This is a genomic window from Roseivirga echinicomitans (genome assembly GCF_001592935.1).
GTDB lineage: Bacteria > Bacteroidota > Bacteroidia > Cytophagales > Cyclobacteriaceae > Roseivirga > Roseivirga echinicomitans.
On sequence record NZ_LRDB01000002.1, the window covers coordinates 43885 to 57151 of the forward strand.

General features: G+C 38.8%; 15 protein-coding genes. 8 read left to right on the plus strand and 7 right to left on the minus strand.

Translation table 11 applies throughout. The features are described from left to right. Positions 1-52: 52 nt before the first annotated feature. Together AWN68_RS03695 and AWN68_RS03700 are read left to right on the plus strand one after the other, a co-directional pair. Positions 53-337 (plus strand): hypothetical protein, encoded by a 285-nt coding sequence (locus tag AWN68_RS03695; protein WP_068411621.1) that lies wholly within the window; start codon positions 53-55, stop codon positions 335-337. Between the two features lie 150 nt (positions 338-487). After that, entirely contained in the window at positions 488-1936 is a 1449-nt protein-coding gene (locus AWN68_RS03700; RefSeq protein WP_068411624.1) for a hypothetical protein, read from the plus strand. Between the two features lie 57 nt (positions 1937-1993). Here AWN68_RS03700 and AWN68_RS03705 read toward each other — a convergent pair whose 3' ends face one another. After that, positions 1994-2923, minus strand: a complete 930-nt coding sequence (locus AWN68_RS03705) for a hydrogen peroxide-inducible genes activator (RefSeq protein ID WP_068411626.1) — start codon at positions 2921-2923, stop codon at positions 1994-1996. A gap of 120 nt (positions 2924-3043) precedes the next feature. Here AWN68_RS03705 and AWN68_RS03710 point away from each other — a divergent pair, with 120 nt between their 5' ends. Next, a complete protein-coding gene (locus AWN68_RS03710; RefSeq protein WP_068411629.1) occupies positions 3044-3433 on the plus strand; it encodes an acyl-CoA thioesterase in 390 nt (129 codons plus the stop codon). A gap of 69 nt (positions 3434-3502) precedes the next feature. On the opposite strand, the gene AWN68_RS18945 is transcribed toward AWN68_RS03710, so the two are convergent. After that, positions 3503-3667, minus strand: a complete 165-nt coding sequence (locus AWN68_RS18945; protein ID WP_157716064.1) for a hypothetical protein — start codon at positions 3665-3667, stop codon at positions 3503-3505. A gap of 164 nt (positions 3668-3831) precedes the next feature. Here AWN68_RS18945 and AWN68_RS03715 point away from each other — a divergent pair, with 164 nt between their 5' ends. Continuing rightward, entirely contained in the window at positions 3832-4890 is a 1059-nt protein-coding gene (locus tag AWN68_RS03715) for a BF3164 family lipoprotein (RefSeq protein WP_157716065.1), read from the plus strand. 60 nt (positions 4891-4950) lie between these two features. Here AWN68_RS03715 and rsgA read toward each other — a convergent pair whose 3' ends face one another. The 3 genes from rsgA to AWN68_RS03730 all read right to left on the minus strand — a co-directional run bounded on the left by rsgA (position 4951) and on the right by AWN68_RS03730 (position 7804). After that, the gene (rsgA, locus tag AWN68_RS03720; RefSeq protein WP_068411635.1) at positions 4951-5880 is read right to left on the minus strand and encodes a ribosome small subunit-dependent GTPase A; all 930 of its coding nucleotides are present in this window, start codon (positions 5878-5880) and stop codon (positions 4951-4953) included. Further along, positions 5868-7112: a 3-deoxy-D-manno-octulosonic acid transferase gene (locus AWN68_RS03725; RefSeq protein ID WP_068411638.1), complete on the minus strand. Its 1245-nt coding sequence runs from the start codon at positions 7110-7112 to the stop codon at positions 5868-5870. The genes rsgA and AWN68_RS03725 overlap by 13 nt, the downstream gene beginning before the upstream one ends. 62 nt (positions 7113-7174) lie before the next feature. Continuing rightward, a complete protein-coding gene (locus AWN68_RS03730; protein WP_068411642.1) occupies positions 7175-7804 on the minus strand; it encodes a peroxiredoxin in 630 nt (209 codons plus the stop codon). A 270-nt stretch (positions 7805-8074) separates the two neighbouring features. Here AWN68_RS03730 and AWN68_RS03735 point away from each other — a divergent pair, with 270 nt between their 5' ends. From AWN68_RS03735 to AWN68_RS03745, 3 genes are read left to right on the plus strand one after another with little or no spacing between them, the layout of a single operon-like run. Continuing rightward, positions 8075-8629: a hypothetical protein gene (locus AWN68_RS03735; protein WP_068411645.1), complete on the plus strand. Its 555-nt coding sequence runs from the start codon at positions 8075-8077 to the stop codon at positions 8627-8629. 58 nt (positions 8630-8687) lie between these two features. Continuing rightward, positions 8688-9275 (plus strand): hypothetical protein, encoded by a 588-nt coding sequence (locus tag AWN68_RS03740; protein WP_068411648.1) that lies wholly within the window; start codon positions 8688-8690, stop codon positions 9273-9275. Positions 9276-9295: 20 nt separating this feature from the next. Next, positions 9296-10348, plus strand: coding sequence for a DUF6588 family protein (locus AWN68_RS03745; RefSeq protein ID WP_157716066.1), 1053 nt, complete (start codon positions 9296-9298; stop codon positions 10346-10348). 54 nt (positions 10349-10402) lie between these two features. On the opposite strand, the gene AWN68_RS03750 is transcribed toward AWN68_RS03745, so the two are convergent. Beyond that, entirely contained in the window at positions 10403-11176 is a 774-nt protein-coding gene (locus tag AWN68_RS03750; RefSeq protein ID WP_068411655.1) for an enoyl-CoA hydratase-related protein, read from the minus strand. A 50-nt stretch (positions 11177-11226) separates the two neighbouring features. Between AWN68_RS03750 and AWN68_RS03755 the strand changes: the two genes are divergently transcribed. Further along, on the plus strand, positions 11227-11706 hold the full coding sequence (locus tag AWN68_RS03755) for a low molecular weight protein-tyrosine-phosphatase (protein ID WP_068412206.1): 480 nt from the start codon (positions 11227-11229) through the stop codon (positions 11704-11706). A gap of 103 nt (positions 11707-11809) precedes the next feature. Here AWN68_RS03755 and AWN68_RS03760 read toward each other — a convergent pair whose 3' ends face one another. Continuing rightward, entirely contained in the window at positions 11810-13264 is a 1455-nt protein-coding gene (locus AWN68_RS03760; protein WP_157716067.1) for a SusD/RagB family nutrient-binding outer membrane lipoprotein, read from the minus strand. Positions 13265-13267 lie beyond the last annotated feature (3 nt).

Consider the following 13267-nt stretch of genomic DNA (forward strand, 5'->3'; position numbering starts at 1 on the left):
TAAATTGTATTCAAACTCCTATCTTTGCACCTCATTTCGAACAAGGACTATCATGGGGATAACGAGATTAAAAAGAAAAGCGAGAAGAAATAAGCAGAGATCTGCTGATAGGGTTAATAAAATCAAGCAATTGACAAGCACCCCTGTAATTGCTAACATTGACAAAGAAGAGCTTAAGGCTTCATTTGAAACAGCACCTAAAGCTGAGGCTAAGCCAAAAGCTAAAAAGGAGGAGGTTGAAAAGCCTGCTGCTGAAAAAGCGCCTAAAGCTGAAAAGGTAGAGAAAGCACCTAAAGCTAAGAAAGCGCCTAAAACTGAAAAGAAGACTGAGGAGTAATTTCCTTTTAATAATATACCTTGAAGGGACTGTTGGAAAACTGTCCCTTTTTTTGTTGGGCAAAAACTATTGTTAGATTTACGCCTCAGTCATCTTGTTAGGGTAAATAGGGAGGAATTGTTTATTTTGGTTGATTAACCTTATTCAACTATGACGAACAGCGACAGACCTAAAGACAAAGATGAAAGTAAACTAAGGCGATGGGTGGCCAATCTTCAATTAGAAAGCTGGCAGTTGGAACTCCTTATTACTGGTTTTTCCATTTTTTTGCTAGCCACGGGTATTGGAGAGTACAATGACATTAACCGCAATATTCAGGAGAATAAGCTAAACCCAGGGGCGAATGGAATCAATCCTTTGCTCAGTATTTCCATCAATTTCATTTTAGATACCATCCCAATCGGGATGAAATTCTTTCTTATTAACTTATTGATTCACCTTCTACTCAGAGGGTTTTGGATTGGTATTGTTGGACTCAGTTCTGTTTCAAATTTTATCGACTACGACAAGCTTGGGTTTAAAGGGAAATTCCGGAAGTATATGCCTGAGAATGTTCGGTCACTTGATGAGCTGATTGTTCATTTAGATAAAATTTCCAGTGTAATCTTTGCTTATACTTTTCTATTGGTCTTTTCCATTGTTTCTGTGGTGATTGTTTTTGCTATAGGGGTGAGCCTAATGAGCTTGACCGTAATACTTAGTACTGCTAGTGAACTGACCATCTGGATAGGTGTGCTGAATTTGTTGGCTGTTTTCTTGGTCATTTTCTATTTCATTTTGGCCATTATCTTCTTCCTCGACACTCTGTTTTTTAGTGCCTTTAAGAAATCGAAATGGTTCTCATTCTTGTATTACCCCATTTACCGTTTCTTTTCGGTAATCACTTTATCTATCCTGTATCGGTCTATTTATTACCACCTCATTACTACTTATAAGAAGAAACAGATCATTGGTGTTTCTTCCGTTTTATTGGTTGTACTTCTGATAACGCTAAAGGCTGATGCGCTAGATGTGAATGTATTCTATCCTGAGCGGACTAATATTTCAGAGCGCTACATGGTAGAAGAACTTTATGATGATTTAAGGGCCGAAGATCAATTCATACATCAACTGAGTTTGCCTTCTAAATATGTAAAGAATGGCTTTCTCGAGTTATTCTTGCGTTATAACCCCAAGGATAATGGTATACTTGAACTGCTATGTCCTGATAGTTACAAGCTGAGCCCAGAAGGAGGCGTGATGCAGGGTTTTAAAGCTGGAATGCAGGCTCAAATGGATACAACCTTGAATGTTGACGATTTAATGCGCGATAAGAATTATGAATCAAGATTGGTCGAGTCTATCGCATGTCAAACTCAAATTTTTGAAGTGTACATTGACGGAATGCTTTATTCTAACTTAGAGTATGTTTATAAAACTCATATTTCCAATGGTGAAAAAGGATATTTGGCTGTAATTGATGTGCTCGAGTTAGGTAGGGGAAAGCACTTGTTGGAAGTGAAAAAACTTAAAGCACCTAGTACCGCGCGTATTAGAGGGGTAGAAGCAGCTGATTTGAAAATGGAATCGATGTCTGTTCTTAATTTTTGGATAGAGTAAAAAAGCCCAAATACATTTGTGACTAGCACATTGCTTTGGGCTTTTCGAGCAATAAGATTATCGCCATTTTACCTTGGTGAATTTCTTCCCTTTCTGAAAATGATCAGGAATGTTTGAAAGAATTTCTTTCCGTAGTTTTTCTATCAGTGATTCTTTGGTGAAGCTTTTGTGTACCACTAAACTTATTTCTCTTACCGGCTCAGGGCTATCTAAACGTTTTACTCTTGGGTCGTTAAGTTCTTCTATTACAGAAAGTTCTGGCACAAGGGTGTAGCCCATATTAGAGCGTACCATATTTTTCAGCGTTTCAATGGAGCCGCTTTCGTAAGAGAACCCAGGATTGTCCGACTGCTTCTTTTTATCACAGATATTGAGTACTTGGTTTCTGAAGCAATGCCCTTGATTTAGGAGCCACAGACCATACAATGGCAAGTTGTCGGTTTTAACGTTGCTTTTGCCATAAAGAGAATGGTTTTCAGAGCTATAGACTAAAAACGGTTCATTGTACAATGGGATTTCCCGAATGGATGATTCTTCCAACGGAGTGGCCAGAATGCCAATGTCTACAAAGTCATTTTTCAAGGCATTAATAATTTCCTCCGATTCCATTTCCCTGATTTGCAGGTGCGTATTGGGGTGCTTTTCTGAAAAGGTTTTCAGAAATCTAGGCATTAGGTAAGGAGCCACGGTAGGAATAACTGCAATTCTGAAGCTTCCTGTAATGGTATCTTTTTCCAAGTTCACCAATTCCTTTAATTGATGCGCTTCTCTCAAAATTTGTCTGGCCTTGCTTATAATCAATTCACCCGTTGGGGTAGGTACGATTGGATGGCGTGAACGATCAAAGATTAGCGTGTTCATTTCGTCTTCTAGTTTTTGAACTTGAAGTGTGAGGGTGGGTTGGGTGACAAAACAGTGTGAGGCTGCGGTTACAAAGTGACGGTGCGTATCGAGCGCAACGATATATTCGAGTTGTTGTAAGGTCATCGTATAGTTTTAGTCTATACTAATATAGATACCATTAATTTGATTAATAGTTCCGAAAGGCGGAAATTTATGCCAACAATAAAAAATTAAGCAAGGCTAAAACTCACGGAAAAACGAATTATGAACTTTCACACTAGAAAATGGGTAAGACCCGGAGACTTAAACCCCAACGCCACGTTGTTTGGAGGTAGACTACTCGAATGGATTGATGAAGAAGCGGCACTTTACACCATTGTGCAGCTTGAGAATAAACACGTGGTAACCAAGTTTATCTCTGAAATCAATTTTATTAATGCCCCACGTCAAGGCGATATTATAGAGATTGGAATTGAAGCCGTGACTTTTGGCCGGACTTCAATTACATTAAGGTGTGAAGTGCGAAATAAGCTTACTAGAGAAGATATTCTGAGTATTGCCAAAATCACCATGGTAAACTTAGGCGAAGACGGAAAGCCTGTTGAGCATGGTAAAACCAAAATTGAATACGTCAGTGATCGGGTGAATTCGTAATCATAGAAATTTAAATGAGGCAGGAGTACGATGAGTCATTGTGCTCCTGCTTTATCTGGTGTTTATTTTTTACCTTCTATGGTCAGAATCTTCCAGCATATTGAGGTAACTCATATAGGGTGAATCAGCAATATCTCCATTCACAAAGGCTTCCAATACAACGCAGCGGAGTTCGCTTACGTGGAGGTAATTATTGAATTTGCCATGGAAGACCCTCCTCTTGTTTAGATTCAATAACCTTTAGTGGAAATGCCATTCAGAAAATAGAATTGCTGTCGATAATATTCTATTTTACAGTTAAATGTTTATGTAGAACCACTCAATTTATGCGCTCAAAAATCAGTATTCTTCTTTCACTATTCGTTGCTATGTCTTGCAGTAATTTGAACTCCGAGTCCTTGAATGATTCAACTGATGGTGTTGATGTGTTGGTTACCACGGACTCATTTCCAGAAGTAATTGATTTAAGTACTGTGGCAGATTCGATAGAGATACCTCCTGTTTTACTATTGACTCGGGCCGTGGCCTCAAGTAATGACCTTCTTGTTGCTCATGACGTGGGTAGTAAAGACACCCTCTTTAGGGTCTTTAACTCTACCAATGGTAAGTATTTGGGAGGCTTCGGTTATACTGGGCCAGGCCCGCTAGACTTCGAGTTTCAGGTTGTACTTCCGTTGAGTATCAGTATGCAAGGTGATACCTTGCAAGCATCTGATGAGAAAACGCATAGAGCATTTTTGATTGATAGTAAGGCTGCTCTTAAGGAGGGCAAACTTAAGTCAACCCATGTTTCACTTTTGGATAGAGTGTCTTTTCCAAAAGATCTGACTCCATTAAGTCGTGCGGTACTTATCGGTAATACTACTCTTTATGGAGTGAAGGATGCGGGTGTAGAAAAGCACCTCTATGCTTACAACTTGGAATCAAAAGAAGTAGAACAGTTATTTGATTTTCCTGATTTCCGCCCTTCTGTACCGGCTACGGCTAATGGTAGCCTTTATATGAGTGATTTTGCCCTTTCTACAGATGGGAGAAAAGCTGTATTTGTTTATCGTTATTTTCCTGTGATCCGAATTTACAATTTCGATAAACTTGACTATACTGAAATCAATTATGCATCACAAAACGAGCAGTTAAAGAATATTGAAACTTACCCTGATGAAGGGTATATAATTGATAGAGATATGTATAAGTACTACGGTTCGGTAGAGATTACTGATGAAAGAATTTATGCGAGTTATCATGAGTATCAATACGTAATTGAAAATGGGGAGAGACGTACGAACTGGGCTAAAGAATATAGAGAGTTACACGTTTTCGATTTGTCGGGCAAACCATTGCAGAAAATCATCCTGCCCAAACCGTTCGTTAGATTCACCATTAGTCCAGACGACAAGCTTTTATACTTTACTAAGCCAGATATAGAAGATCAGCTGTTCTATTATAAACTGAAATAGAACGAGCAGTTGTGTTATGGAGCAAACACCTTGTCGTAGAAAGCTTAATGATTGAAGAGATTACCTTCTATTGTCAGAATCTTCCAGCATACTCAGGTAGCTCATATAGCGTGAATCTGCAATTTCTCCATTAACAAAGGCTTCTAATACTGCGCAGCCAGGTTCGTTTACGTGTAGACAGTTATTGAACTTACACTGCCCTAAAAATGCCCTCATTTCAGGGAAGTAGTCGCTAATTTCTTCTTGCTCCATTTCGACCAAACCCAGCTCTTTGATTCCAGGCGTATCTATGATTCGAGCATCACCTTCAGTTTCAAACATTTCGGCAAAGGTGGTGGTGTGGGTTCCTTTATTGGCAAAAGTGGAAACTTCGCCAATTCGCAAACCAAGCTCAGGCACTAAAGCATTCAATAATGAAGATTTCCCTACTCCAGAATGGCCAGAAATTAAAGAGGTTTTGCCTTTGAGCGCAGTCTTAATTTCGTCTAGTCCTTGTTCTTCTAAGACCGAGATGAGTAGGGTACGATAACCAATGCCTTCGTACAATTCTTTTAGCTGTGCTACAACTCCTAAGCCTTCTTGATCCAGTAAATCACTTTTGTTAATGACCAAAACACAAGGGATTCTAAAAGATTCGGCACTGACCAAAAAGCGATCGATAAAGCCCAAAGAAGTACGCGGAAAAGCCAGTGTAGCGACTAAAAGTGCTTGGTCTAAATTAGAAGCAATGATGTGTGAAAAATTAGACTTACGAGTAGACTTGCGAATGATATAATTGGAGCGTGGCTCAATTGTTTTGATTACAGCCGAACCTTCTTCACCTTCTTGGTCAAGAAGTACCCAATCGCCCACCGCAATAGGGTTGTTTACTTTTAGCTTGTCTTGTTTGAATTTACCGCGTAAACGAGCTTTGAAAATTTCTCCGCTTTCGGTTTTTACTTCATACCATGACCCCGTAGATCGAATGACTCTTCCTCTCATTTGTTCCATTGGGTTAAACTGTCCATAATTTTAGCCGTGGCTCCAGTATTTTCTCGAATATATGCTTTACAATGCTCTGATGCTTTACTTCTGAAATCAATATCCGTGGAAAGCCTTTTGAAATGCGCTTCAATCTCGGCCTGCTGAGTGAATGAGAATGCACCTCCTTTTTCAATCAAGGCCAACGACTCCGGGAATTTTTCCAGATTATTATTCCCGAAAATCACGGGCAAGCCAAAAGTTACCGCTTCCAATATGTTGTGCAGCCCGTCTCCAAAAGCCCCTCCAATGTACGAAAATTGGCCATATTGATAGAGGGAAGAAAGCATCCCTATGGTGTTGATAATTATGATTCGAGATTGATCTATGCTTTCTGGAGTTGCTTCAGTAATTCGGCAAAAAGGAAGTTTAAGTCCCTTTTCTAATTGCTTAATACTGTTCTCGCTTACATCGTGCGGAGCAATAATAAATTTAATGTTTTCGGAACGATTGATAATCGGGTAGAGGAAGGCCATGTCCGCAGGCCAGCAGCTTCCAATCACCATAGTAAGGTGGTTTTGGCTAAACTGCGCTACCAATGGGAAATGCTTTGGGTTGCTTACGGTGTCTACCACTCTATCAAAACGTGTGTCGCCAGCAACGGAAACCTGATTGATGTTGATTTGCTGCAGTAATTTTTCTGACTTCTCATTCTGAACAAAAATTTGGTCAAAGAAAGCGAGGGTTTTTCTGAAAAAACCACCACTAGGTTTAAAGAATCGTTGTTTTCCGTTGAATAAAGCCGAAATACAATACAGCGGAATTTTACGTTCACTGGTTTGCTTGAGGTAATGATACCAAAACTCGTATTTCACGAAAATCACCAAGGCTGGATTGACGATGTTTAAAAAGCGCTTGGCGTTCTTTTTTGTGTCAATGGGTAGATAGTAAACAAAGTCAGCTTCGGTATAATTCTTTCTCAGTTCATAGCCCGATGGGGAGAAAAAGGTGATGAGAATTTTATGATTGGGTTTCGCTTTACGGAAAGCCTCGATTACTGGGCGTCCTTGCTCAAACTCGCCTAGGGAAGCACAGTGAAACCAAGCTACTGGTCTTTTGATAGAGGAGAAATCTCTTTCAAGTTGTTCAAATATGTTTTTCCTACCTATAACAAACTTCTTCGCTTTTTCATTGAATGGAGCGACCAAACCAACGATTAGGCGATAAAAGAGGACGGATACATTATAGAGAACAACTGCCATTCAGGACAAAAATAAAAAACCCTCCATTAAGGAGGGCTTTAATGCTTGATATTTAATTAAGCTTAGTTTTTAGAAAGGTAATCAGCAACGCCATCTTTGGTAGCTTTCATTGCTTCTTTTCCTTCTTCCCAGTTTGCAGGGCAAACCTCACCGTATTTTTCAACGTGATGAAGCGCGTCTACCAAACGGATCATTTCATCAATATTTCTACCTAACGGCAAATCGTTGATTGTTTCTTGTCTTACAGTTCCTTCTTTATCAATCAAGAATGTACCTCTGTAAGCAATTGGAGCTCCTTCGAAGGTCAGATTACCTTCTTCATTGTAGTTCCAATCACCAGCTAAAACACCATAATTATGAGCAATAGTTTTTGCCGTATCTGCAACAACAGGATAAGTAACGCCTTCAATACCTCCTTGATTTTTTGGAGTCATTAACCAAGCTAAATGACTTTCTTCTGTATCGCAAGAAGCAGCAACTACAGCAACACCTCGCTTTTCGAATTCTCCCAATTTCTCTTGGAAAGCCAAGATTTCAGTAGGACACACGAAAGTGAAGTCTTTAGGGTAGAAGAAGAATACTACATCTTTTTTCCCGATGTATTGATCAAGAGAGAATCCCTCAACTATTTCTTCTCCGTTAATTACCGCTGGTGCGCTAAATATTGGTGCTTTTTTTCCAACTAATGACATTTGTTTTTTTATTTGAATTGAATAATTGATTTCTTTTACTAATCTTTACATAAAGAGACCACTCAGATTACTTAAGCTCCACCTTTATTTTGATAACCAGAAAAGTATCTCTGTGCTTTCGGGTGCAAAGATAACTGTCTTTAGAACCGATATCAAATGCTTAAAGTTCTTCTTTTTGAGAAAGAATGAACTAAGTTTTGAACAATATAGGCATAGAATGCAGGCACCGAATTTATTGTTAACTTTACGTAACCTGTTAATACTTATACAATGAAAAAGATCTATTTATTTTTTACGCTCTTAATTGCACTTTCGGCTTGTGATGAAGGCGGGATTTTAATTACCGTACCGTCTGTAGGTAATTATCAATTTGCCATTAATAGTGCTACAGCGAATGGTAGTGCTAACAATAGTTACACTACTCAGCAAACGGTTGATCCATCGGCTCTTTTCACAGAAGACTCTGATCGGGTTAAAAATATCACTCTCAATAATCTTAAATATCAAATTTCTGGATATTCTGGCACAGCAGGTAATGATGTGTTGATGAATTTTAGTCTGTCAACAGTATTGGATGGTAATACCACAGAGGTGTTGTCTGCTACTGGAGTTTCACTGACTAATGGCCTCTTTACTGCTTTTGAGAAAGGGAAAACTTCCTTGAAAGTTTCTGCCGCTCAGGCAGCAAGTATTGAAGCTATCATTGGTAATCAAGAGTCGTTTGATTTAGTACTTACAGCAAGCTTTGATAAAGGGATTGAAAGTGATTTTAATATTGAAGTAGTTTTAGATATTACTGGTTCTATCTCGGAGATCACTAATTAAATTAATCTTGATCTGTTTAACCTTATAATTATTTAGCATATTTTTTAACACCTTTAGAATGAAAAAAAACTTATTATTAATCTTGCTGATGGCGACTATTATTAGCGCCTGTGGAGAGGCTGGTATCCAATCAGATATTTCTCAAGTTGTGGAGACCGACCCTGTTACAGTTACTATTGATTTACCAGCTCAGGCTGTTGGAGTTTTGGTTAACGAAACACCAGCTATTACTGTTGAAACTGGTGATATCAGTATTACTTCTGATGAGTTTGGGGAGTATGGGGATCAACTTCAGCGTTTTACCATCAATAAGATTTGGTATAAACTTCAGGGTTTTGATGCTGGGAACGAGGCTGATTTAGATATTACTTTGAATATCATCAGTGAAGGTACTACAACAAAACTTTTAGAGACCACAGTTGTAGATGCTCATACGAAAACAGACGATGTGCTTCTTTTCGATAAAGCTGCCCCAGGTGATGTAAACTCTGCAGCCGTATCAGTGATTGAAGGTGCATTGTTGAATGGTACCTCTTTCAAAATCGAATTAGTGCTTGTAGGAAAGAATGTTAGATTTCAATCTAGTAGTGACTCATTTGACTTTTTATTCAAGTTTGACGTTACCGCAAGAGTCCAGTTAGATTAATTTTTTAAAAGCATTTTGACATGAAAATTTATACAAGAATATTATTGATAACTGGATTAATGGTGTCGATGGCTAATGTGTCTAAAGCACAGTTAGATTTTGACTCTTTTCTGGAAGCAGGCTTGGCCGATGCTAATAAATTACTGGAAGCCTATATGGCGCCCGCTTTTAAAGGGATTGGCTATGGCGTAAATGCTGGTTGGTATAATACAGCGAGGCCCCACAAAACTTTGGGATTTGATCTCAATATTTCTGTTAATGCGGCCATTGTGCCTACTAGCGGGGAGTTCTTCACATTTAACAATGCTGATTATACTAATGTGAAATTATCCAACGGTACTTCAGCTCAATTGCCAACTTTGTTTGGGCCTAATTTGGGTGCGGATGACCTTCCAGAGCTGAGATTTCTGGACAATGGAGAGGAGACCATTCGTATTTCTGCACCAACGGGTTTGGGTTTAGATGAAGTTCTTCCAATGAATGCAGTTCCTTCACCGATGATTCAGTTGGGGATTGGCTTAATAAAAGGTACCGACCTAAAAATTAGATATACACCAGATATTTCGTTGGGAGATGAAGATGAGGGGTCTGTAAAGTTATTTGGGATTGGGGTAATGCATGACATCAAGCAATACCTGCCGGTGGTGAATAAGTTGCCTTTCGATCTTTCAATGTTTGTGGGGTATACCAATTTAAAAACATCAATTGCTGTTGATTCAGACTTGAATCAATTTGCTGAATTTGAAACTAAAGGAACTGTGGTTCAGGCTTTAATTTCTAAAAAGATAGCACTACTCACTGTTTATGGTGGTTTGGGTTACGCTAAATCTAAAACAACATTTGGACTGAATGGAGTGTATACTACCGAGAACAGTAGTTATACTGATCCAATTAGTTTGGCCTATGAAAATGGTGGTTTGAAAGCCAATGTTGGTTTGAGAATAAGATTATTGTTCTTTAATCTTTTTGGTGAGTATTCTTTCCAGGAATATAGTACTGCCACCGTAGGGATTGGCTTTAGCTTTAGAGAAGGCGCGAGCAGTACAAACATTCCAATGGTACCGGGTATTTAAAGGAGACTATTACATATATAATAAAAAGGGGGCGTATTGCCCCTTCTTTATTTGTCACCTACCTTTAAAATCGGGTTTTCTTTTTTCGACAAAAGCGTTCATTCCTTCTTTTTGGTCTTCAGAAGAAAACAGCATGTAGAAATTTTTTCTTTCAAAATGGAGTCCTTCTTCTAATGGAACCTCAAAAGACCTTTTTACAGCTTCTTTAGCCATTTGGACAGCAATGGGAGACATAGCCGCAATTTCACTAGCAAGTGCCACAGTCTCTTTTAAATATACCTCGGTTGGAACCACTTTATTCACAAGTCCGTAGTCATAAGCTTCTTCTGCCGAGATGAACTTGCCTGTTAATACTAATTCCATAGCTTTTGCTTTTCCTAAAGCTTTGGTGAGCCGCTGGGTTCCTCCGGCTCCAGGCATTACTCCTATTTTGATTTCGGGCTGGCCAAATTGAGCTGTTTCTGAAGCTACAATCATATCGCATGTCATGGCCAATTCGCAGCCACCACCTAGTGCAAAACCAGATACTGCCGCTATGATAGGCTTTCGAGTTTTATTGATTTGGTCCCAGGTGCTAAACTGGTCGACCTTCCACATATCAATGGTAGATTTGCCAGCCATTTGCTTAATGTCGGCACCTGCAGCAAATGCTCTTTCATCTCCTGTAATAATGATCACCCTTACTTCGTCATCCTGATCTAATTCTTTCAAGTTATCCCTGATTTCACCCATTAGCTGCAGATTCAGTGCATTTAGTTCTTTTGGTCTATTCAACTGAATTAAGGCAATGTGTTTGACGTATGCTTTATTTACTTTGATAAATTCCATAGGTTAGGTTTGTTATTTTGAATGCTAAACAAAAATAGAAAGAAATGGGAATGTCTAAGGTGAAGGTGCTGTTTGTTTGTCTAGGTAATATTTGTAGGTCTCCTTTGGCTGAAGGTATCTTTCGAAAGAAGGTAGAGGATAAGGGGCTTGAAGCTCACTTTTTTATTGATTCTTGTGGTACTTCTAATTACCACATTGGTGAACAGCCTGACAGGCGAACAGTCAAAAATGCGCTCGCGAATGGCATTAACCTTAATCACCATGGTAGGCAGTTTACAGTTCAAGACTTTGATGATTTTGATTATATCGTTGCAATGGACTCAAGTAATGTTGTAAATATTGAACGGATACGCCCAGTGGGTAATAATAAGCAAATTCGGCTTATGCGTAGCTTTGATGAAACAGCATTGAATAAGAATGTTCCAGACCCTTATTACGGGGGAGATAAGGGTTTTCAAGAGGTTTTTCACATTGTTGACCGTTCGGTTGAGGCACTTATTGAGTTCCTAACAAAGGAAAATGAGTTCTAACAAAAAAAGCCGGTTCCTAATTGGAACCGGCCTTCTAAGCAAAATATACTAACTACTAACTAACTAAAATTACATAGTATATTTCATCTTAATTCAATGTGAATTAATTATCCCACCAAACTGGAGAATTATCTGTGTCACCGTTTGCCAACCTAGCTACAGCAGCATCATATTTCTCACTGTTCAAATCAGACTCGTTTGAAGGGTAACCATATCTCAATGGAATGTTACCGTTATCATTCAAGTTGTTTGGAGTTGGAGTTAATACAGGATATCCTGTTCTTCTCCAATCAGACCACATTTCAAACCCATCAGGGAATGCAGCAATCCATTTTTGATCTCCAAGTTTCGCAGCAGTGTTACCTACATATGCATTTTGAGCATCAGCTAAATAAGTAGCAAATGCTGCTGCATCATAAACTCCACGCTGTCTCCAAGAATCCTCTATACCTTTGGCATATAAAGTAGCAGCAACTTCGGTAGTCCATCCTAATTGAGCAGCTTCAGCACGAGTAAAATCCATGTAAGAAGCTGTAATGAAATAGCTATCAGAAGTTTGGCCTGTAATGGCATCACCCATCAAAGAATACTGGTTGTTCGCAGTCCAAGTAATTAACTGGTCTCTAGTATATCCATAAGGCAATCCAACATAAACATCATTGGAGTTTTTGTTGGCATAAACAGCTAATCTTGGGTCATTTTTGGCAACAAGTTTATCAATCATTACATCACTAATAGTATAATCAGCTCTTGTTAAGAAAAGAGAATACCATCTGTTTGCAAAGTTGTTGTTGTCTAAATGAGCATAAAGAATGTTGTCAGCATTTGAAGCAACATATCCATCAGCATCGTTCAATGCAGCTTTGAATTGAGTTGCAGCATAATCGTTAGCTCCAGGGTAACGCTTAGACAAACGAAGAGAATAGATCATTCTAAGTGAATTGGCTAGTTTCTTCCATTTAGCTTTGTCTCCATTCAACATAATGTCACCTGAAGGCATTGCGCCAGCGTCAAAACCATTTTCCGCTTCCGTTAGCTCTTTCAAAATATCTTTGTAGATACTTTCTTGAGTGTCGTAAGAAGGGAAAGTGTTTCCATTTAAAGCTTCAGAATAAGGTACATCACCCCATTTATCAGTCACTTTAGAAAATACATGTGCTTTAAGGATTCTAGCAACAGCAATTTGGTTCGCATTAGAACCAAAATCTAGAGCTTTAGTCTTAGTATCCGCATCAGTATTATAATTAATGATTGTATTCAGGTTCTGCAATACACCAGTATACTCACCCCAGCTCACAGGTCCTACTGCATACAATGATGTTTCAGGGTATTGAGTTTCAGATAAATACTGAACATAAAGAGACGGAGTAGTTTGAGTTTCATAACCAGAAACTGACCACAACGCACTTGTAAGTAAGGCATTTGGTAACGGTGTACCAGTCTGTCCTGGGTTTACGTTAGTATCCCCAAAATCGTACTCTTCACATGAGTTTGCTAAAAATAATACAGACACCAATAGTGATGCTATAATACTTTTCGTTTTTATTGTTGATTTCATTTT

Excerpts from the sequence above, each read along its gene's own strand:
- AWN68_RS03695 (WP_068411621.1), top strand. The coding sequence starts at position 53 with ATGGGGATAACGAGATTAAAAAGAAAAGCGAGAAGAAATAAGCAGAGA.
- AWN68_RS03700 (WP_068411624.1), top strand. The coding sequence starts at position 488 with ATGACGAACAGCGACAGACCTAAAGACAAAGATGAAAGTAAACTAAGG.
- AWN68_RS03705 (WP_068411626.1), bottom strand. The coding sequence starts at position 2,923 with ATGACCTTACAACAACTCGAATATATCGTTGCGCTCGATACGCACCGT.
- AWN68_RS03710 (WP_068411629.1), top strand. The coding sequence starts at position 3,044 with ATGAACTTTCACACTAGAAAATGGGTAAGACCCGGAGACTTAAACCCC.
- rsgA (WP_068411635.1), bottom strand. The coding sequence starts at position 5,880 with ATGGAACAAATGAGAGGAAGAGTCATTCGATCTACGGGGTCATGGTAT.
- AWN68_RS03725 (WP_068411638.1), bottom strand. The coding sequence starts at position 7,112 with ATGGCAGTTGTTCTCTATAATGTATCCGTCCTCTTTTATCGCCTAATC.
- AWN68_RS03730 (WP_068411642.1), bottom strand. The coding sequence starts at position 7,804 with ATGTCATTAGTTGGAAAAAAAGCACCAATATTTAGCGCACCAGCGGTA.
- AWN68_RS03735 (WP_068411645.1), top strand. The coding sequence starts at position 8,075 with ATGAAAAAGATCTATTTATTTTTTACGCTCTTAATTGCACTTTCGGCT.
- AWN68_RS03740 (WP_068411648.1), top strand. The coding sequence starts at position 8,688 with ATGAAAAAAAACTTATTATTAATCTTGCTGATGGCGACTATTATTAGC.
- AWN68_RS03745 (WP_157716066.1), top strand. The coding sequence starts at position 9,296 with ATGAAAATTTATACAAGAATATTATTGATAACTGGATTAATGGTGTCG.
- AWN68_RS03750 (WP_068411655.1), bottom strand. The coding sequence starts at position 11,176 with ATGGAATTTATCAAAGTAAATAAAGCATACGTCAAACACATTGCCTTA.
- AWN68_RS03755 (WP_068412206.1), top strand. The coding sequence starts at position 11,227 with ATGTCTAAGGTGAAGGTGCTGTTTGTTTGTCTAGGTAATATTTGTAGG.
- AWN68_RS03760 (WP_157716067.1), bottom strand. The coding sequence starts at position 13,264 with ATGAAATCAACAATAAAAACGAAAAGTATTATAGCATCACTATTGGTG.